Consider the following 19,260-nt stretch of genomic DNA (forward strand, 5'->3'; position numbering starts at 1 on the left):
CAGAAGTCCTCGGTTCCGGCGTCGTCACGAGCCTGTACAAGTGTGACGACGAAGCAGTCGGCGGCGACAAATTTTCCCATGGTCGCGAGAACTGTTGAGCGTGATCGACCGATTGCGCAAATACCTGTCCGGTTCCGGACTGGGTCCCACGATGGTTAAGGCCGTGACTGGAAGCGCCGGACTGCGAATTGCCGGCATGGGGTTCGGCTTCCTGGTGGGCGTACAGCTGGCGCGCGGCCTGGGGGCGGAGGGCTACGGCATCTACGGCGTGGCGATGTCGATCATTGCGCTGCTTACGGTGCCGACCGAGTTCGGCCTGCCGCAACTGTTGACCCGGGAGGTCGCAGCGGCGCAGCTCAAGCAGGATTGGGGTCGGATGAAGGGCATTCTGCGTTGGTCGTCGCAGGTGTCTTGGCTGATCTCCGCCGTCATCGGCACCGGAGTGGCCGGTTGGCTTCTCCTGTCGGGCAATGGGCTGGCCTCGCCCCTGGGCATGACACTGTTGGCCGGGGTCCTCATGGTGCCCGTGGTAGCGCAGCTCTCGATGCGCTCGGCGGCACTGCGTGGCCTGCAACAGATCATTCGGGGGCAAGTGCCGGGCGTACTGCTGCGCCCGATGTTCTACTCACTGTTCCTGTTCCTGGTGCCGTTGTTGTTCGTACCAATGACGCCTGCACTAGCCATGGCGCTTGGCGTGCTGTCGGCGGGCATCTCGCTGGTCGCGGCGCTGTACATGTTGCATTGGGCAATGCCGGGCAGGGTAGCCACCGCTGCGCCTGTCGTTGACGCGAACAGATGGTGGTCAAGTGCATTGCCCATGGCGCTTACCGAGGGAACGCGGCTGCTGCAAGGCCATCTGCTGATTCTGCTGTTGGGTGCGATGGTGGCGATCTCCGACGTCGGCATCTACCGGATGGCCAGCTCGGTCATGCTGCTGATCGCCATGCCGATCAGCCTGTTCAACATCGTCTGCATGCCGGTAATCGCACGGCTTCATGCGAGTGGTGACCGCCAGCGTCTGAAACGAATGCTTGGATTTGTTTCGGCAGGCATGACGATCGGTGTGGTGGTCCTGTCTCTGCCGTTCCTCGTGGCAGGAGAGCAGCTTCTTTCCGCAGTGTTCGGATCGGAGTTCGGCGCAGGGAGTGGGATTTTGGTGATCTTATGTTTTGGCGTGGCCATCAATGCCTTTTTCGGAGCGGGCGCGGTTGTGCTCAACATGACCGGGCATGAGTCGCGTGTGACGCGGGCTTCACTGTTTGCATTGCTTGTTCTTGGGATCTGCGCACCCCCGCTGATCCTGTCTTTTGGCATCGTTGGTGCCGCGCTCTCCCATTTGATATCGCTCGCAGTCTGGAACGTGTTGATGTGGCGTGACTGCATGGCGCGCCTGTCCTATGACACGAGTCTGTTTGCGTTGGTCCGGTCGGGAGCCGCTCCCACATGAACCATCGTTCAATCCGCTCACTTCTGAAACAGGCGCTTCCAGGCCCTGTCCGCCGGGTGCTTCGCGCGCTACTTCACTACGCTCAACGAATAGGGCGTTGGGCGATCATTCTCTGGCAAGTACGTGGTTCTACATGGCACGACCAGCTGACCTTGTTCCGATCCGCCCTTGCCGCACCCGTGATTTCGCTTCGGAATCCGCTTGCATGGCAGGATCCGTATCTTTTGGCAGATGCAGCAGTGGAAGTGAGGGGCGTCGGACGGTTCCTGCTGCGCGGGCGATGCGACGACCTTTGGCATGTACTGCCGTGGCGGGAGCAGGGGATTCTGGATGAGATTCGAAGCCAGCTTGCGCCTGGTGATGTGTTCATCGATGCCGGCGCGAACATCGGCGTCTATACCGTGCTGGCATCGCGCCTGGTTGGTCCGTCGGGGCAGGTGATCGCTGTCGAAATGATGCCTGACACGGCGGGTCGTCTGGAGCACCACATCAAGATCAACGGCCTGCAGAACGTCACTATGGTGCGCCGCGCGCTGAGCAATATCGCGGGCCGAATTGTGACGGCCACGGTACAGTCCGGGAAATTCGGCCAGGCAACGATCGCCGAGGATGCCGATAGGTACGGCGTGGGATCGCGGGTTGACGTTACTACTACCACGCTTGATGAGATTGCCGCGGGAATTCCAAGTATCGCCCTGATGAAGATGGACCTGGAAGGCGCGGAACTGCAGGCCTTGCAGGGCGCTGAATGCACGATGGCGAACCTTCGGGCAGCGATCTACGAGAACTGGAGCCGAACGCGTAGCGAGGATGATCCGTTGGATCGTGCGTTCGTGGAGCACGGCTTTCAACTGCGGAGAGTCGATGGCAACAATTGGCTGGCAGTTCGAAATTCGGTATGAACGGTATCGGAAAGATCGCAATTCTGCTTCCCGATCTACGTCCCGGTGGCGCAGAGAACATGTGCGTGCAAATGGCTCGCGAATGGATGGCGCGTGGCTGTGAGGTCGAGTTCGTGCTGCGGCAGGCCCGGGGAGAACTGATCCCTCAGCTGCCGGATGGCGCCAGCGTTGTCGACCTTAAGGTGGATCGTGTTAGGTCGTTGCTTTGGCCCCTGGTGCGATATCTCCGGGAAATGCGTCCTGACGTGCTTCTTGCTGCCATGTGGCCATTGACCGCGATCGCTCCGTTGGCTGCGCGATTGGCGGGGTTTCGTGGGCGGGTTGTGGTCAGCGAACACTCCCCGCAATCGCGCGCCTATTGCCACAAGGGGCGGCTTCATTCGTTTGTTCTTCGTACCAGCATCTGGCTTGCCTATCGGTTTGCTGATGTGCGCATCGGCGTGTCGTCAGGCGTGGCGGACGACATGGCCAGTCTGTCCCGCATGCCCAGGGAAATGATAACGGTTCAGTACAACCCGGCAGCGCTGGGGCGGACCTATCCCAGAGTGCCAGTGCTGCCACCCGAACTGCAGGGTGTTTCCAGCCCACGGATACTGGCCGTCGGCACGCTCAAGGCAGTCAAGCGATTCGACATCGCGATCGAGGCCTTTGCGCGCTTGCCTGCGTCGCTGGGGTCAACCCTATGCATCGTTGGCGAAGGGCAGGAACGGCAGGCGTTGCAAGCGAAGATCGAGGCGCTTGGATTGGATGGTCGCGTTCTGCTGCTCGGGTACAAGGCAGACACGGCGCCTTGGTACGCGAACGCGGACTTGTTCGTACTCTCGTCCGACTACGAGGGGTTCGGCAACGTGATCGTCGAGGCGCTGGAGCAAGGTGTTCCCGTGGTCAGCACAGACTGCCCATCGGGCCCGGGCGAAATCCTCGAACACGGCAAGTACGGCCGGCTGGTGCCAGTGGGTGATGCGGATGCGTTGGCCCGGGCGATGCTGGAATCACTCCAGTCGCAGCACGATCATGCCGTGCTTAAAGTGCGTGCACAGGACTTTGCTGTGGACAAAGTGGCTGACCGGTACTTGGACCTGCTGCTGCCGGCTTGGCGCGAGACGGGTGGCAGAGCATGAAGCAAGGGGTTCTTTACATCACATATACCGGCCTGCTGGAACCCTTGGGGCAATCCCAGGTGCTGGCTTACCAGGAGCGCTTGGCGGTGGATCGCGCGATCCACCTGATCAGCTTCGAGCGCAGGGAAGACTGGGCGCGCACCCTGGAGCGGGAGGCGGTTGCCGAGCGTATGCGGTGTGCCGGTATCCATTGGTATCCGCTGCGTTACCACAAGCGACCGTCGGCCATCGCCACGCTCTGGGACATCTTGTGCGGCGGCGTCCTCGGCGTGTGGCTGGTGCTGCGGAATCGCATCGGAATTTTGCATGCCCGCAGCTACGTATCAGGGGTCATGGCGTTGGCGATCAAGCGGCTGATGGGCGCAAAATTCGTGTTCGACATGCGCGGCTTCTGGGCCGATGAGCGGGTGGATGGCGGCTTGTGGCCACGAGGCGGGCGCATGTACCGCGTGGGCAAGTGGTTCGAGCGGCGACTTTTGCTGGGGGCTGATCATGTGGTGTCGTTGACTCATGCAGCAGTGCGAGAGATGGAGGACTTCGAGTATCTTCAGGACCGGATGCCGCCAGTTACGGTGATCCCTACGTGCGCGGATCTTGCAAGATTTAAGCCGCAGGGAGAGCCGGATCCGGGGTTGGTGCTCGGCTATGTTGGGTCTGCCGGCACCTGGTACCTGTTCGATGCGGTCGTGAAGAGCTTCGGGCTGCTGCTCAAGCGCCGGCCGGACGCGCGCCTCCTTGTGCTCAATCGCAACGAGCACGAGTACGTCCGGCAGCGTCTCGAAGCAGGAGGCGTCCCGTCGGAGACGGTTGAGTTGCGTTCTGCCTCGCATGCGGAAGTGCCTGCACAGATGGCACGGATGCATGCAGGCATCTTCTTTATAAAGCCGGTGTTTTCCAAACAAGCGTCTGCTCCGACCAAGCTGGGTGAGTTCCTGGGCTGTGGGATCCCGTGTCTTTCAAACTCGGGGGTTGGCGACATGGCCGAAATTCTGGAGGGGGAACGGGTCGGGGTGGCTGTCTCTGAGTTCGACGAATCGGCGCTGCAGAATGGCGTTATTAGGTTGCTTGCGCTGCTGGATGATCCGGAAGTTTCTGACCGCTGCGTGCATGCCGCGCAACGCCACTTCTCCCTCGCCGTCGGTGTGGAGCGCTACCGTGCCGTGTACTCGTCATTGAGCATGTCTGAGGGAGCGCCGTCTTGACCCTCGTCTTCGAGAAGTTGCCTCGTGCGCTTCGACAGGCGGCGGTTACAGTGGTTGGCGGGCGCAATAGGAAACTCCGCTTCGGCGAGGAGTATCGGAAGTGGTTGGACTTCCTTGCCGAAAGCCAGGCATGGTCGGAGCAGCGTCGGGAGCAATGGCAACTTGATGCGCTGAAGCGCCTGGTCCAACAGGCATCCAAGGGCACCGAATACTATGCCGCCGCCATCAGGCCCCAGGCGCTGGACGGGTTGCAGTCAGTGCGGGACGCGCTTGACGCATTGCCACTTCTAGAAAAGTCTGCCCTCAGGGGGAGCGCCAATAGTCTTCGCAACACCTTGGTGAAATCGGTAAGCACGTCGTCGACGAGTGGCTCCACTGGCATGCCGATGCGCATCGAGCATGACCGTAAGTCCATCCAGCGGCGCTTCGCGTTTCTTGCCGACCACCTGCGGCTTGCAGGCATGGAGATGCGCGATCCGTCCGTTCGACTTTCCGGTCGGATTTTGTGCCCTGTAGGAGTGGATCAGCGCTCTCCGTGGCTCTACAACCCGGCCGAGAAGCAGCTGTTCTTGTCCTCCTATCATCTTGACGATGCGCATGCGCAAAGAATCTCCGGAAAGCTGCAATCGTTCCGCCCCATGCTGATTGACGGCTACCCTTCCGGAGTGCTGCAGACGTTGCGCGTCCTTGATCGGTGCCAGACCCGACTTCCGTCGCTAAAGGCCGTCATCACCACTGCGGAGACGCTGCTACCGGACATGCGAGAGGAGATGGAAGCCCTGGCCGGCGTGCCGGTGATGGATTACTACGCTGCCAGCGAAGGCGTTCCCTTTATCCAGCAATGCCCCCATGGGACATATCACGTGCGCTGGCAGTCCGGAATTTTTGAGGTGGCGACTGACGCCGGCGTCGGGTTCGAAGGGGATGGCGAGCTGATTGTCACCAGCTTCGTCCAGGACCGCACCCCGCTTATCCGTTACCGCACCGGCGACCTGGTGGCGGGACTGCGCCTGCGGAAGGAAGGCGGCTGCGCCTGCGGATTGGAGTCGCCAGTGGTGGATCGCGTGGTGGGCCGGGTCGAGGATCTGATTCACACCAGCGACGGCAGGTCGCTTGGCATGTTCACCTACAGGACCCTGAAGTTTGTCGAGGGCCTGGTGGAGACACAGGTTGTGCAGCACGGATACGATCGCTTCGAGGTGAACTGTGTGCTTGAAAATCCGACGCAGAGGGATGAGGTAGCGAGCCGCATCAAGGAAAGCTTTGAGCGGGCCTTGGGATATCCGATCGTCCTTGAGATGAACGTGCTCCAGAGTCTCCCCAAGGGGGCGAACGGCAAGGTCAGGCTGGTGATCTCCAAGGTCCAGAAGAAGGGTTGACCGCATGCGCGCGACGTTCATCTGCGGTGGCACCCACGTTCCGGCATCCCGCTTTCGCGTGCATCCCATCGAGCGAGGCCTGAGGGAGAAAGGGTGGGACACAGGGTTGGTTCACGGATACGGCGACCTGGATGGGCGAATCGGGATTCCTGTTGTCCAGCGCGCCTATCGCGCCGCCTGTCGTCTGCGACGGGCAGTACGGACAGCGACGATGCGTCCGCACGGGCCGGTAATGGTCCAAAGACTGGCCTGGCCCTGGGATTCGCGCCCGGAGGTGAAGCTCAGCGCCCGCTGCTCTGGTCTTGTCTTTGATTTCGATGACGCGGTGTTCCTGGGGGAAGGCGGTGCCCCCAGCCCACGCCGAAGAAGGGCGTTGTCCGGGGTGTTCGCGGCCGCAAGCCACGTGGTGGCGGGAAACGAATGGCTGGCACAGGCGGTGGACGCGGACGTGCCGGTCAGTGTGATTCCCACCTGCATCGACACCGGGCTGTATCGCCCGGGGCCAGGGGTCGAGCCGGAGGGGGAGGTCAAGATTGGATGGATCGGCACGAGCGGGAATTTCCCCTATCTGCGCCATCTGGTTGAAGGATTGGCCGCCCTCCGGTCTTCGGGCCGGAAGTACAGGTTTCTTGTCTGCAGCGACGTCGATCCCGGCAGCCTCGGTGTAGAGCTGGCCGCCGAGTTCACGAAATGGACTCCCACCGGGGAGCTGGCGTTCCTGCAGTCGCTTGATATCGGCTTGATGCCGTTGGACGACACGGATTGGTGCAAGGGCAAGTGCTCGTTCAAACTGATCCAGTACATGGCGACCGGCTGTCCCGTTGTGGCTTCCGCGGTCGGCTTCAATATTGATGTGGTGGCCGACGGTGAAGTCGGATATCTGGTGGATGACGCCGACTGGTACTCCCGTCTCGCCACCCTGATCGACTCTGCAGAACTTCGGAAAACGATGGGGGCCAGTGCGCGGAAACGGGCCGTGGCCCTGTATGACATCCAAAGGGCGGTTGTTGCCTACGAAGACATTCTTGGACGGTTGCAGTGATGCCGTGCCGTGATCTCAAACCGGGGAACCGATGCTCCCGTTCTGGCTGATGTTCTTGGTTCCCATGTGGGCCGTGCTTGCCAGGTATCGCCTGCCTGAGCGACAGCAGCCCATTGCATGGGCTGCTGTCGGGATGCTGTTCGCCCTTATGATCGGACTTCGCCACGAAGTGGGCGGGGACTGGTTCAACTATCTCAACCATTTCGAGATGGTGAGGCCGCTGTCATTCATGGAGGCGCTTCGCAGGGGAGACCCGGGGCACTACGCGCTGAACTGGTTGACGTTACGGCTGGGCGGCAACATTTACTGGGTCAACCTGGTTTACGGCAGCATCATGATGTGGGGTGTCGTCGTTTTCTGTCGGCGCCAACCTTGGCCTTGGCTGGCGCTGCTGGTGGCGGTGCCGTACATGCTGGTCGTGGTGGGCATGGGTTACAGCCGTCAAGCGGTGGCGCTGGGATTTGCACTGGCGGGTTTCGCCGCACTCGGTGATCATCGCGTACGCAAGTTCGTCATCTGCATTGCGTTGGGCGCGCTCTTTCACAAATCGGCCGTCCTGTTGCTACCGATCGCCGTCCTGGCAGCAAGTCGTAACCGCATTCTGAGCGCAAGCATGGTCGTGGTGGTTTCTGCGCTGCTGTACTGGGTGTTGCTCCTGGACCATACCGATCGTCTCTGGTCCAGCTACGTGGAATACCAGATGCAATCGCAGGGCGCGAAGATCCGCGTGCTGATGAACGCCGTTCCGGCAGGGCTGCTCCTCCTCTGGCGGCGACGGCTGGAACCCGATCCACAACAACAGAAGCTGTGGACGTGGATTGCTTTGCTGGCACTGTTGTGCCTGCCAATGGTACTTCTGGCTTCCACGGCGGTGGATCGCGTGGCGCTGTACCTGATCCCACTGCAGTTGTTCGTGTTCTGCCGGATTCCACGCTTGGCCGGTAACAATGTCCGCCTGCGCACGCTACTGGTACTCGGCGTGATCGGCTATTACGCGATGGTTCTGTTTGTCTGGCTGAACTTCGCTAACCACGCAGAGTACTGGTTGCCGTATCAGTTCGGGCCGTTTGTTTGAGCGGAATCGGCTGAGGAAACTTTGGCGAGGCGGGTACGCTGCCGGGAGACGGCTTGGGCCTCGGCCGCCGTTGAACCAAGAGCACGCCTGGCCGAGATCGCATACCCTAACCTTGGACTCCAAAGCCGACCGCCTGCTCAACAAGGAGTGGGGAACTGTCTCCGTCGATTCTTGTGGCAGGAACAATCAATATGGGCACCCGAAAGCCTCTGTTATCAAGCAGATTCCCGGAGCCGGGGGGGACCTACATGTTGTCAATGAAAACTACCATCTCGGGCTTCATGAGCACTTGTCCTTCGAGGCATGACGGCGTTGGCCTATCTCACAAAAGTCGGAGCGCGTGACAAAGTGGAAAGTGAGTCCAATCGGTCTCGAATGAAACTTGTTCTCTTTGCCAACACCGACTGGTACCTCTACAACTTCCGCCGCTCGCTGGCGCTTGCGTTGCAGGCGCACGGCTACGACCTTCTGCTGATCTCGCCACCCGGCCCCTACGGCGAAAAGTTGCGCGCCCTCGGCCTGCGCTGGGAGCCGGTGCCGATGGACCGCCGCAGCCTCAATCCGCTGCGCGAAGCGCGGCTGCTGGCATGGCTGGTGTCGCTGTTCCGTAGGGAGCGCCCGGCGCTGGTGCACGGCTTCACCATCAAGTGCGCCGTGTATGGATCGCTCGCCGCGCGCCTGGCCGGCGTGCCGGCGCGGGTCAACGCCGTGGCTGGCATGGGCTACGTGTTCACCAGCAACGACACCAAGGCCCGCGTACTGCGCCCGCTGGTGCGCGCGTTGCTGCGTACCGCATTGGATGGCGACAACGCGCGCTTGATACTGCAGAACCCCGATGACGTTGCGCTGTTTGAAGCCGCGGGGCTTGTCGATCGCGATCACGTTCGCCTGATCCCCGGCTCCGGCGTCGACTGCTCGCGCTTCGTGGCGCGCGACGGCGCGCGTGATCCCGCGCGTCCGTTGCGCGTGCTGTTGGCTGCGCGCCTGCTCTGGGACAAGGGCCTGGCGGAGTTCGTGGAGGCCGCGCGACAGCTGCAGGGCGAGGGCAGGGCGATCGAGTTCCTGCTGGCCGGCGACCCGGATCCGGGCAATCCCGCGGCGGTGCCGGAAGCCACCGTGCGCGGATGGGCAGAGGAGGGTGTGGTGCAGTGGCTGGGACACGTCGATGACATGGCTGGGCTATTCGCATCGGTCGACGTGGTGGTGCTGCCCAGCTATCGCGAAGGCCTGCCGAAGGGATTGATCGAGGCCGCCGCCTGCGCGCTGCCGCTGGTGACCACCGACGTGCCGGGCTGCCGGGAAGTGGTGAGCGACGGGGTCGATGGCCTGCTGGTGCCGGTGCGCGATGCCGGGGCGCTGGCCGCGGCCATTGCGCGGCTGCACGATGATCCCGAGTTGGCCGCGCGCCTCGGCACGGCCGCGCGCGGCAAGGCGTTGGCGGAATTCGATGAAAAAATCGTCATCGAACGCACCATGGCCGTGTATCGCGAATTGCTGCCCACGCCATGACCGGCGCCGACGTCCTGCTGGCGGTCCTCGCGCTGGGCGTGGCGATGCTGCTGGCCCGTGGCAGCCATCCGGTGGTGGCGGTGTTGCTGGTCGTGTCCGCTCTTGCAGTGTCAGCAATGTTGTTCCTCCCCACCGCGATGCTGGGCGACTGGTTCGGTATGGACCGTGTGCATCGCCTGTACGGCCTGACACGCTCGACGCCGCTGGATCCCCCGGAATGGATACACCTCTTCGCCTTCGCCTGGCTGGGCCTGCTGATCTGGCTGGCACGCCGGGATGTGCGCAACTGGCGTGGCGTGGTGTTGGTAGCGGCGTTGGGCGTGGCCGCGGAACTGTCGCAATGGCTGACCGATGGGCGGCAGCCGAAGCTCGAGGATGCGGCGTTGAATGTTCTTGGCGGGCTAGCAGGGGTTCTGTTCGCGTGGATAGGCAGTTGGCTGGTGGCAGCCTGGGCCCCTCGAAGGGGTCGCTGAAGCAGCTCGGGATGCAGCGCCCACCGGTATGATCCGGGTCCCCGCACCGCTGGAGCACACCCGTGTCATCGAAAGCATTCAAGGCCTACGACATCCGCGGCCGCGTGCCCGACGAACTCGATGAGGCCCTGGCCATGCGCATCGGCGCCGCCACCGCCGAGCTGCTCGGCCCCGGCGCGGTCGTCATTGGCCACGACATCCGCCTGAGCAGCCCGTCGCTGCAGGCCGCGCTGGCGCAGGGCCTGCGCGAAGCCGGCCGCGAGGTCATCGACATCGGCCTCTGCGGCACCGAAGAGGTCTATTTCCAGACCGATCACCTTGGTGCGGCCGGTGGCGTGATGGTCACCGCCAGCCACAACCCGATGGACTACAACGGCCTGAAGCTGGTGCGCGAGAACGCGCGGCCGATCAGCGCCGACACCGGCCTGTTCACCATCCGCGACCGCGCGCTGTCGGATGGCTTCACGCCGGGGCAGGGCACGGGCGGCAGCCGCGCGATGACCGACAAGTCGGCCTACATCGAGCACCTGCTCGGCTACGTCGCGGGTGTCGAGCTCAAGCCGTTGAAGATCGTCAGCAACCCCGGCAACGGCGGCGCGGGCATGATCATCGACCTGCTGGCGCCGCACCTGCCGTTCGAGTTCGTTCGCGTGCAGCACGAGCCGGATGGCAACTTCCCGAACGGCATCCCGAACCCGCTGCTGCCCGACGCGCGGGCCGCCACCGCAGATGCGGTAAAGCAGCACGGCGCCGACTTCGGAATCGCCTGGGACGGCGACTTCGACCGCTGCTTCTTCTTCGACGGCGGCGGCCGCTTCATCGAGGGCTATTACCTGGTCGGGCTGCTGGCCAAGGCGCTGCTGGCGCGCAGCCCGGGTGGCAAGGTGGTGCACGACCCGCGGCTGCTGTGGAACACGGTGGAGATGGTGCGCGAGGCCGGCGGCGAGCCTGTGCTGTGCAAGAGCGGCCACGCCTTCATCAAGGAGAAGATGCGCGCCGAAGACGCGATCTATGGCGGCGAGATGAGCGCGCACCATTATTTCCGCGAATTCGCCTATGCCGACTCCGGGATGATCCCGTGGCTGCTGATCGCGGCCCTGGTGTCGACCAGCGGACTGTCGCTGGCGGAGCTGGTGGAAGACCGGATGGCGAAGTTTCCGTGCAGCGGCGAGATCAATTTCACCGTGGCGGATGCACCGGCATCGATCGCGGCGGTGCTGGCGCACTTCAGTGCGCTGCATCCGGAGCTGGACGACACCGACGGGCTGTCGGCGGACTTCGGCGCGTGGCGCTTCAACCTGCGCAGTTCGAACACCGAGCCGCTGATCCGGTTGAACATCGAGACGCGGGGGGATGCGGCGTTGCTGCAGGAGAAGGTGGGAGAGATCAGCGGGATCTTGATGGCGTGAGGGTGGGGGGCTCGCTGGGGCGGGAGCCGTGTAGCGAGTCCGCCGGTCGAGGCCTTCATCGAGCGGACCAGGAGGGAGCGGCTTCTGTGGGAGCAGCTATAGCTGCGAATGCTCCCCGCGATGACGATCGCGGCTATAGCCGCTCCCACGAAAGAAAGGCGATTTATGGAACGATGAGTGGCTGGAATGCCACTTTGTTCCAGTGTGGTGGTCTCCATGTTGTGGGCATCAGTCAACAACGCAGGAGTTCCACCATGAACACCACGAAGATCCTTGCCGGTACCGTCCTTGCCGCCGCGCTGGGTGCCGCCTCCTTTGGTGCCGCGCACGCGGCGGAGCCCGTCGGCTGGTATGCCGGCGCCGGCGTCGGTCAGTCGATGATCGATGAGGGCTGGCTGGACGAGGAGGACACCGGATTCCAGGCCTTCGGCGGCTACCAGATGCATCCGAACTGGGGCGTCGAGCTGGGCTATACCGACTTCGGTGACATCGACATCAGCGGCGTTGCATCGCTGGAGGCCGACACGGTCTCGCTGGTGGCGGTGGGCACGCTGCCGTTCACCGAGAAGTTCTCGGGCTACGCCAAGGGCGGCTTCCACAGCTGGGACGCCGACCTCAGGGCCCCGGGCATCGGCCGTGCGAGCGACGACGGCACCGACCCGACCTACGGCCTGGGCCTGCAGTACCGCTTCACCGACACCTTCGCGCTGCGCGGCGAGTACAGCCGCTTCGAGATGGACGACGCCGACGTGGACCTGGCGCAGGTGCAGGTGCGCTTCGACTTCTGATCCTCGCGGATCGTGGTGAAAGGGCAGGCCGGGGACATCCCCGGCCTGTTTCGTTCTGGACAGGAAGGCTTTTGTGGGAGCAGCTATAGCTGCGATTGCTCGCTGCGACAGAAGGATGCGGGTCGCAGCTATAGCTGCTCCTACAGGAGGGGGGGGCGCATTGCTTGCTGGATCTTTGCGGCGCGGCTTTCCGGCACGCCGGCCTGGTTGGCGAAGTTCATCCAGTCTTCGACCTGCGTGCGAACCTCGGCTACAAGCTCGCGCGCCTTCGCGGACTTCATGCCGCAGAACGCCCCGAACTCGATCAGGTCCGCGGCTTTGAAATGATCACGCTTGCCGTTGAGGCTCATCTGATGCTGGTGCGTCCAGCTCCCGGCCGGGTTGTACGCATAGCTCACATCGAACGCCGGCGACAGGCGCCACTCGCCTTGGCGGTTCATCAGGAATGCGATGTTCTTGACGTGGTCGTCCTGGTTGCGGATCAGCACGTTCAGCACCGCGCGGCGGAACTGCTGTTCGATATCCAGCGCGGGGAGGCCAAGCTGGCGGATGGTTTCCACGGCCTGTTCGTAGGAATATGCGCCGGCGGCGTTGAAGTCGAAGTGGCGCAGGGCGGCGAGCGACTGCATGTGCAGCTTGCTGCCATCGGCACCGCGGTCGAAGCGGCGGGTCATGAAGTGCGCGCGCCCGCCTTCGCGATGGATACGGCATTCGCTCATGTCGATGCCGGCGGCGACCGCGAGCAGGTGGAAGCCGTACTCGATCAGGCCGAAGCCCTGTGGGTCGGCCAGTTCCTTGTCGCGGTTGTTCGAGATGCCGTCGAACTTCATCAGCCAGGCGCTGAAGCCTTCGCCGGCTTTCACCTGGCCGGAGCGGAACTCGCCGGTCTGCGGGTTCCATGCCAGCACCGCCTTCGCGCGCGCGCCGCCGGCGGAGGTGCCCACGCGCAGGATGTCCTCGAGTTCGCGGCGGTCGTCTTCGCCCATCAGCACGCCGGCCAGCTGTTCGCGCTGGTTGAGGACATCGTTGGCCAAGCGGGTCAGGGCGTCGATCTCGACCCTGCGTGATTGCCGCGGGCTGCCTGACAGGCTGGGGTGGAATTCCAGTGCACCCATGCCGCGGGTGCCGATGTAGCACAGGCGTTCGACCGGGTTGAAACTCTCGGCGGGGCGACCCTGTGCGACCAGCCAGGCATCGATCAGCGCGTTGCCGAACTTGTCGGGCAGGGAGTCGGCGAGCATGCCGGGCAGGCCCTTGAAGGCGTCCCTGGGCAGGCCGGGAAACTCGAAGGGTGCGGGGCCGGCCGGCATCATGACCGGCGCCAGCTGGATGCCGCTGGCGGCGAAGTCGGGCATGTACTGGAAGACCCCGATTGCGCGATCGGCCAGCCAGCTCACGGCGCCGATGTCGCGGCCCCAGAGGCGGACGGTGGCGTCGCTCAAGATTCGGCGTCCTCGCCCCAGGCCCAATCGGTTGCCTTGGGGGTGTCCGGCGTCCCGCTGGCACGGCGGCGTTCGCGGCCGCCGAGTTTGACGCGTTCGATGGGGCGGACGCCGGGGTCGGGCAGGGCGTCGAGCAGGCGGTCGCCCAGGCCCAGGGCCCCGAGCACGCGCAGCAGTGTGTCCAGCGAGGTGTTTCCCCCGGCCTCCAGCCGCTTGATGCTGCTGACGGACGCGCCGGACTCCCGCGACAGGCTGGCCTGGGTCATATTCCGGCTCAGGCGCAGTTGCGCCACGCGCGCCCCGAAGGCGCGGAGGGACGCTTCGACGTTGGTCGCCGTTTGATCGAATGAGCTCATATATAGACCGCTACTTGCTCGCTCAGGAGTAATGGCTCGTATATTGAACCTTCAATTTGTCCAGGTCAAAGTTTCGTATATGGGCCTTATCTGCTTCAGAGCGGTGCAATGGTTCGTATTTGATCGCTTGGTCTTCCCATTACGCGCGCATCACCAGACCAAATCGTCGGGCACCTGGAACTGCGCGTAGTAGGCGTCGTCCTCGGAACTTGAGGTGGCGGGCTCGGCGTCGGCGGCCTGGCCGTGATCGAGCACGATCGCGGCGGGGTCGCGTTCGTGGACCTTGTCGGCTGCGGCGCGCGGCAGGAGTTCATGGCGCTCGCCCAGGCGGGCGATCACCAGTGCGCCGGAGGCCAGCAGGCGGCGCTGTTCGTCGTTGATCAGCAGGGTGCGGATGGCGCCGTCGGCGTTGAAGCGGTATTCGCTGTCGCCGGCGCGCGGCACTTTCTTGTCTTCGATGATCTGCCGGGCCTGGGCGCGCAGCTCGGCGGTGCGGGCCTGGGCTTTGCGCTCGGCGGCAAGGGCGCGGTCGCGGTCGGCCTTTTCGGCACGGGTGCGTTCGGCGTCCAGCGCGGCGTCACTGGGCGCGGCCGCCGCGGCGGCCCTGGTGTGGCGGGCCACGTGCTGCTCGCGCGCCACTTCGGCGACCTTGGATTTTTTGACCAGGCCTGCCTTCAGCAACTGTTCCTGCAGTGGATTCGCCTTTGCCATGTCGTCTCGCCCGGTGTGGATGCCTGGCCATGATAGTGGGCCGGGGTCGGGCTGTGCCCGCTGGCCGGGCGCGTGGGGGCGGCACACACGATGCCGACGCGGCGTTTTGTGTAATGGCTCGATGCAACACGCCATTCGGCCAATGACAGATCCCGACGCCGGTCCTGGCCCCACGGTCTGGACCGCGGGTCACTCCACTCGCACGTGGGAGGACTTCCTGGCCATGCTCGCGGCCCAGGGCATCGGCGCGATTGCCGACGTGCGCCGCTTCCCCGGCTCCCGCCGCTATCCGTGGTTTGCCAGCGAGGAGATGGCCAAAGCCCTGCCGGCCGCCGGATTGCAATACCAGTGGGTTCCGCAGCTGGGTGGCCGGCGCAAGGTCCAGCCCGGTTCGCCCAACGGTGCGTGGCGCAACGCGTCGTTCCAGGGCTATGCCGATCACCTGGCCAGCGCGGAGTTCGCCGAAGGCCTGGCGCTGGCGCTGGACCTTGCGGCGCGCACGCCCACCGCGCTGATGTGTGCCGAAGCGGTGTGGTGGCGCTGCCACCGGCGGCTGGTGTCGGATGTGCTGACGCATCGCGGGACCGAGGTGCTGCACATCATGGACGCGAAGCATGTGCAGCCGCACCCGATGCACCCCGACGCCCGCCCCAGCGGCGACCTGCTGATCTACCCGCCCGCCCAAGGCGGCCTGTTCGATCCGCCATGACCGCATTTGTAGGAGCAGCTACAGCTGCGACCAACGTCGCCCGGCATCTGCTGATTGGCCCGCATCTGCTGACCAGGTCGTGTCTGCACGCTGGATCGCAGCTATAGCTGCTCCCACAGGGAAGGCTGCGACAGGGGTGGGTCCTTGGCACAATGGGTCGGTGGACGACTCCTGGAAGACACTCGCGCGGGACTTCTATCGGCGGCATCCGGCGCTGGTGGCGCCGGAGCTGCTGAACAAGATCCTGGTGCGGGCCGACGGGCGTGCGGGGCGCATCGTGGAGGTGGAGGCCTACGCCGGCAGCGAGGACGCGGCGGCGCATTCGTTCCGCGGGCAGACGGCGCGCAATGCGACGATGTTTGGCGAGCCGGGGCATCTGTATGTCTACTTCACCTACGGCATGCACTGGGGTTCGAACGCGGTCTGCGGCGAGCCGGGCGTGGGCTGGGGCGTGCTGCTGCGGGGCATGGAGCCGCTGCGCGGGCTGGATGCGATGCGCGTGCTGCGCCCGGCGGCGCGCCGTGATCGCGACCTGGCCAGCGGGCCGGGCAAGCTCTCCCAAGCCATGGGCCTGACCCGCGAGCACGACGGCGCCGACCTGGTCACGGGCGCGCAGGGCGTGGCGATCGTGGACGACGGCACCCCGCCGCCGTTGAAGCCGGCCACCGGGCCGCGCGTGGGGATCAGCCGCGCCGTTGAACTCCCGTGGCGCTTCCATGTCCCCGGCAACCTGCACGTCTCGGCGCGACGGATCGCGTAGTTCCTGCGCGACCGGATCCTGTGCATCGCCCTTGTGGGAGCGGCTATAGCCGCGATGCTGCTGCAAATCGCGGCTATAGCCGCTCCTACAAAAAGCTGCTCCCACAGAAGCGACCTCCTCGTCACTCTGCGCTTTCGCTCCAGCGCGCGAGGTTCTGCTTGATCGCTTCGATCCCGGCCCACGGATCCTTGCGCCGCCGCTTCAGCATCGCCGGCACGTCGCGGATGGTGAACGCATCGGGGCGCTCGAGCTTGCCGAGTGCGCTCCACATGATCGGCATCGCCACCGGCGCGCGGGGGCGGGCGCGCAGGGAGTACGAGGCCACGGCGGTCGCGCCACGGCCGTTGCGCAGGTAGTCGACGAAGATGCGCTTGTTGCGCTTGCTCTTGGTGGCGGTGGCGACGAAACGGTCGGGTTCGCTCTGCGCCAGCGCCTGCGCGAAGCCTTGGGCGAAGCGCTTGGTCAGGTCCCAGTCGCAGCCGGGATTCAGCGGCACCACCACGTGCAGGCCCTTGCCGCCGGACACGCGCAGGAAGGACTCGAGATCCATCTGCTGCAGCAGCTTGCGGATCTGGGTGGCGGCGGATTTGATCTCCGGGAATGACACGCCGGGGCCGGGGTCGAGGTCGAACACGACGCGGTCGGCGGTGTCGGGGTTGTCTGCGAAGGCGCCCCAGGGGTGGAATTCGATCGCGTTGAACTGCACGAGTTCGAGCAGGCCGGCGGCGTCTTCGATGACCAGGTAGTCGGCGTTGTTGCCGCTTTCTTCCTTCAGGCGCTGGGTGGAGACGAGTTCGAGGCCGGCGGTGAGGTGCTTCTGGAAGAAGCAGGTCTTGTCGGTGCCGGCGGGGCAGCGGATCACGGAGACCGGGCGGCCGGCGACTTCGGGAAGGATGTGGTCCATCACGGCGGTGTAGTAGTCCCAGACATCCTGTTTGGTGGCGCGGATGTCGGAGTAGATGATCTTGGTGGGGCTGGAGAGGGTGGGGGGGCTGCGGGACGCCGGGATCGCGGCTGTAGCCGCTCCCACAGGGGAGGGTTTGGCCTTCTTGGCGGCTTTGGCGGCTTTCGTGGTTTTGGCTGCCTTTCCACGGTCGCTGCCGGCCAGGTCTTCGATGTCCTTGTCCATGCGTACCGCCTTGAGTGAGGGTTGGCGCAGCAGCCTTTGGCGGCCGATGCCGCGGTAGAAGACTTCCACCACGAAGCGGGGGGCGAACCAGGTGGCGCTGCGCAGGTCGGTGTCGGTGGTGCCGACGTGGGCGGTCGGTTCCTTGCTGCCGCGCTTGGGCAGCTTTGCGGTCACGTCGGCCATCAGGGCGTCGTTGAAGCCGCTGCCGACGCGGCCCACGTACAGCCAGCCGTGCTCGGCATCGGGCCTGGCCAGCAGCAGCGAGCCGAAGCCGGTGCGGCTGCCCTTGGGCTGGGTGTAGCCGACCACGGCGAACTCGTCGCTTTCCAGGCGCTTGGTCTTGCGCCATTCGTCGCTGCGCCCGGGGTGATGCGGCCGGTCGGCGCGCTTGGAGATGATGCCTTCGAAATCGTTGTTGCCGGCGAGCTCAAACGCGCGCTCGCCGTCGCCCACGGTGTGCGAGCTGTAGGCGAGGTGGCCGGTGGCGCCCTGCAGCAGCTCTTTCAGCAACGTCTTGCGCTCGAGCAGTGGTGCCGCGGAGACATCCACGCCGTCCAGGTGCAGCAGGTCGAAGAGGGCATAGGCGAGGCTGCCCTGGCGCTCGCCGGACAGCGTGGCCTGCAGCAGGTTGAAGTCGTCCTTGGTGCCGCCGCCGGCGATGAGTTCGCCATCGAGCGCGCCGGACTCCAGGCGCAGGGATTCGATGGCCGCGCGGATCTCGGGCAGCTTCTGCGTCCACTCCAGCGCATTGCGCGACCACAGGCGCACCTCACCGCCGGCGATCGTGGCCAGGATCCGGTAGCCGTCCCACTTGATCTCGTGGATCCACTGCTCGCCCTCGGGCGGTGATTCGTGCAGCTTCGCGAGCTGCGGTTCGAACGGCGCGTCGGGTGCCTTGCCGCGCCTTGCACCGGTCAGAGCGAGCGCCTTCTTCGCCCAGTCCTTGCGGCGGCCCTTGCGCGCCGCGGGCACGGCGGCGAGCTTCCTCTTCGCGGGCTTGCCGGCGCCGGCGCGCTTGATGTCCGCCGCCGGCGCGGCGGTGACATCGGCCAGCAGGTCGTCGGCTTCAAGCTCGCCGGCCCAAGCGTCCTTGTCCTTGAACAGCAGCCACTGCGGCTGGCGCGCGGGCTTGCCGGAGCGCACCAGGTGCCAGCCGCCCTTGAGCTTGTCGCCGAAGAGTTCGAAGCGCAGGTGGCCCTTGGCGAGCTGGGCTTCGGGATCGCCCTCGGTGGACCAGACGCCATGGTCGAAGCGGGCGACGTGGCCGCCGCCGTATTCGCCCTTGGGGATCTCGCCCTCGAAACCGGCGTAGTCCACTGGATGGTCTTCCACCTCCACCGCCATGCGCTTGACCGCGGGGTCGTAGCTGGGGCCCTTGGGAACGGCCCAGCTTTTCAGCGCATCGCCGACCTGCAGCCGGAAGTCGTAGTGACGCCGGCTGGCATGGTGCAGCTGCACCACGAAGATCGCCCGCTTGCCGCGCGGCAGCGGCTTCCCGGGTTCGGGTTCGCGGGTCTTGTCGAAGCTGCGCTTGCGGCGGTAGTCGACCAGGCTCATGCCGGCCGGCGGTACAGCGCGGCGCTGATGCAGGAGAACAGGCTGACCACGAACCAGCCGAACGGAAACAGGCTGAAGGTCAGCAGCCACGTGATGGCCCCGGCAATGCAGCCGGCGATGAACCAGACGATCGCCGACAGCACGCGGCCCTGCACCAGTTGGCCGAGGCCCGGCACGATGAGGCTGCAGATCGCCGCGATGACGTTGCCGACAGACCCTTGTCCATTTGCCATGAGATTGCTCCATCAA

The 19,260-nt window shown here is 64.8% G+C and carries 18 protein-coding genes; 13 read left to right on the top strand and 5 right to left on the bottom strand.

Going from position 1 to position 19,260, the window contains the following annotated elements; translation table 11 throughout:
- Positions 1 to 100: 100 nt before the first annotated feature.
- From ACW7G5_RS04705 to ACW7G5_RS04755, 11 genes are all read left to right on the top strand, one after another.
- Positions 101 to 1,447, top strand: a complete 1,347-nt coding sequence (locus ACW7G5_RS04705; protein ID WP_457002875.1) for an oligosaccharide flippase family protein — start codon at positions 101 to 103, stop codon at positions 1,445 to 1,447.
- Positions 1,444 to 2,349, top strand: a complete 906-nt coding sequence (locus tag ACW7G5_RS04710) for an FkbM family methyltransferase (RefSeq protein ID WP_457002235.1) — start codon at positions 1,444 to 1,446, stop codon at positions 2,347 to 2,349. The genes ACW7G5_RS04705 and ACW7G5_RS04710 overlap by 4 nt, the downstream gene beginning before the upstream one ends.
- Positions 2,346 to 3,470: a glycosyltransferase gene (locus ACW7G5_RS04715; RefSeq protein WP_457002237.1), complete on the top strand. Its 1,125-nt coding sequence runs from the start codon at positions 2,346 to 2,348 to the stop codon at positions 3,468 to 3,470. The genes ACW7G5_RS04710 and ACW7G5_RS04715 overlap by 4 nt, the downstream gene beginning before the upstream one ends.
- The gene (locus ACW7G5_RS04720; RefSeq protein WP_457002238.1) at positions 3,467 to 4,672 is read left to right on the top strand and encodes a glycosyltransferase; all 1,206 of its coding nucleotides are present in this window, start codon (positions 3,467 to 3,469) and stop codon (positions 4,670 to 4,672) included. Before ACW7G5_RS04715 ends, ACW7G5_RS04720 begins: the two co-directional genes overlap by 4 nt.
- Entirely contained in the window at positions 4,669 to 6,051 is a 1,383-nt protein-coding gene (locus ACW7G5_RS04725; protein ID WP_457002240.1) for a hypothetical protein, read from the top strand. The genes ACW7G5_RS04720 and ACW7G5_RS04725 overlap by 4 nt, the downstream gene beginning before the upstream one ends.
- A gap of 4 nt (positions 6,052 to 6,055) precedes the next feature.
- Positions 6,056 to 7,093 carry a glycosyltransferase family 4 protein gene (locus ACW7G5_RS04730; protein WP_457002242.1) on the top strand — a complete coding sequence of 346 codons (1,038 nt, stop codon included), beginning with the start codon at positions 6,056 to 6,058 and terminating at the stop codon, positions 7,091 to 7,093.
- 31 nt (positions 7,094 to 7,124) lie between these two features.
- Positions 7,125 to 8,168, top strand: coding sequence for an EpsG family protein (locus tag ACW7G5_RS04735; RefSeq protein ID WP_457002244.1), 1,044 nt, complete (start codon positions 7,125 to 7,127; stop codon positions 8,166 to 8,168).
- A 375-nt stretch (positions 8,169 to 8,543) separates the two neighbouring features.
- Positions 8,544 to 9,677 carry a glycosyltransferase family 4 protein gene (locus ACW7G5_RS04740; RefSeq protein WP_457002245.1) on the top strand — a complete coding sequence of 378 codons (1,134 nt, stop codon included), beginning with the start codon at positions 8,544 to 8,546 and terminating at the stop codon, positions 9,675 to 9,677.
- The gene (locus ACW7G5_RS04745; RefSeq protein ID WP_457002247.1) at positions 9,674 to 10,150 is read left to right on the top strand and encodes a VanZ family protein; all 477 of its coding nucleotides are present in this window, start codon (positions 9,674 to 9,676) and stop codon (positions 10,148 to 10,150) included. The genes ACW7G5_RS04740 and ACW7G5_RS04745 overlap by 4 nt, the downstream gene beginning before the upstream one ends.
- Positions 10,151 to 10,212: 62 nt before the next feature.
- A complete protein-coding gene (locus ACW7G5_RS04750) occupies positions 10,213 to 11,559 on the top strand; it encodes a phosphomannomutase (protein ID WP_457002249.1) in 1,347 nt (448 codons plus the stop codon).
- A 254-nt stretch (positions 11,560 to 11,813) separates the two neighbouring features.
- The gene (locus ACW7G5_RS04755; RefSeq protein ID WP_457002251.1) at positions 11,814 to 12,347 is read left to right on the top strand and encodes an outer membrane beta-barrel protein; all 534 of its coding nucleotides are present in this window, start codon (positions 11,814 to 11,816) and stop codon (positions 12,345 to 12,347) included.
- 140 nt (positions 12,348 to 12,487) lie between these two features.
- On the opposite strand, the gene ACW7G5_RS04760 is transcribed toward ACW7G5_RS04755, so the two are convergent.
- The 3 genes from ACW7G5_RS04760 to ACW7G5_RS04770 form a co-directional block, all read right to left on the bottom strand.
- Positions 12,488 to 13,789: a type II toxin-antitoxin system HipA family toxin gene (locus ACW7G5_RS04760; protein ID WP_457002253.1), complete on the bottom strand. Its 1,302-nt coding sequence runs from the start codon at positions 13,787 to 13,789 to the stop codon at positions 12,488 to 12,490.
- Positions 13,786 to 14,145 (bottom strand): helix-turn-helix domain-containing protein, encoded by a 360-nt coding sequence (locus ACW7G5_RS04765; protein WP_457002255.1) that lies wholly within the window; start codon positions 14,143 to 14,145, stop codon positions 13,786 to 13,788. The genes ACW7G5_RS04760 and ACW7G5_RS04765 overlap by 4 nt, the downstream gene beginning before the upstream one ends.
- Before the next feature lie 150 nt (positions 14,146 to 14,295).
- The gene (locus tag ACW7G5_RS04770; protein WP_457002257.1) at positions 14,296 to 14,856 is read right to left on the bottom strand and encodes a DUF2058 domain-containing protein; all 561 of its coding nucleotides are present in this window, start codon (positions 14,854 to 14,856) and stop codon (positions 14,296 to 14,298) included.
- A 121-nt stretch (positions 14,857 to 14,977) separates the two neighbouring features.
- Here ACW7G5_RS04770 and ACW7G5_RS04775 point away from each other — a divergent pair, with 121 nt between their 5' ends.
- A complete protein-coding gene (locus tag ACW7G5_RS04775) occupies positions 14,978 to 15,565 on the top strand; it encodes a DUF488 domain-containing protein (protein ID WP_457002258.1) in 588 nt (195 codons plus the stop codon).
- Positions 15,566 to 15,725: 160 nt separating this feature from the next.
- On the top strand, positions 15,726 to 16,325 hold the full coding sequence (locus tag ACW7G5_RS04780; protein ID WP_457002260.1) for a DNA-3-methyladenine glycosylase: 600 nt from the start codon (positions 15,726 to 15,728) through the stop codon (positions 16,323 to 16,325).
- 121 nt (positions 16,326 to 16,446) lie between these two features.
- Here ACW7G5_RS04780 and ligD read toward each other — a convergent pair whose 3' ends face one another.
- Entirely contained in the window at positions 16,447 to 19,011 is a 2,565-nt protein-coding gene (gene ligD, locus ACW7G5_RS04785; RefSeq protein ID WP_457002262.1) for a DNA ligase D, read from the bottom strand.
- Positions 19,008 to 19,244, bottom strand: a complete 237-nt coding sequence (locus ACW7G5_RS04790) for a hypothetical protein (protein WP_457002264.1) — start codon at positions 19,242 to 19,244, stop codon at positions 19,008 to 19,010. The genes ligD and ACW7G5_RS04790 overlap by 4 nt, the downstream gene beginning before the upstream one ends.
- Between the last annotated feature and the right edge of the window lie 16 nt (positions 19,245 to 19,260).

This window comes from Luteimonas sp. A501 (assembly GCF_054052085.1).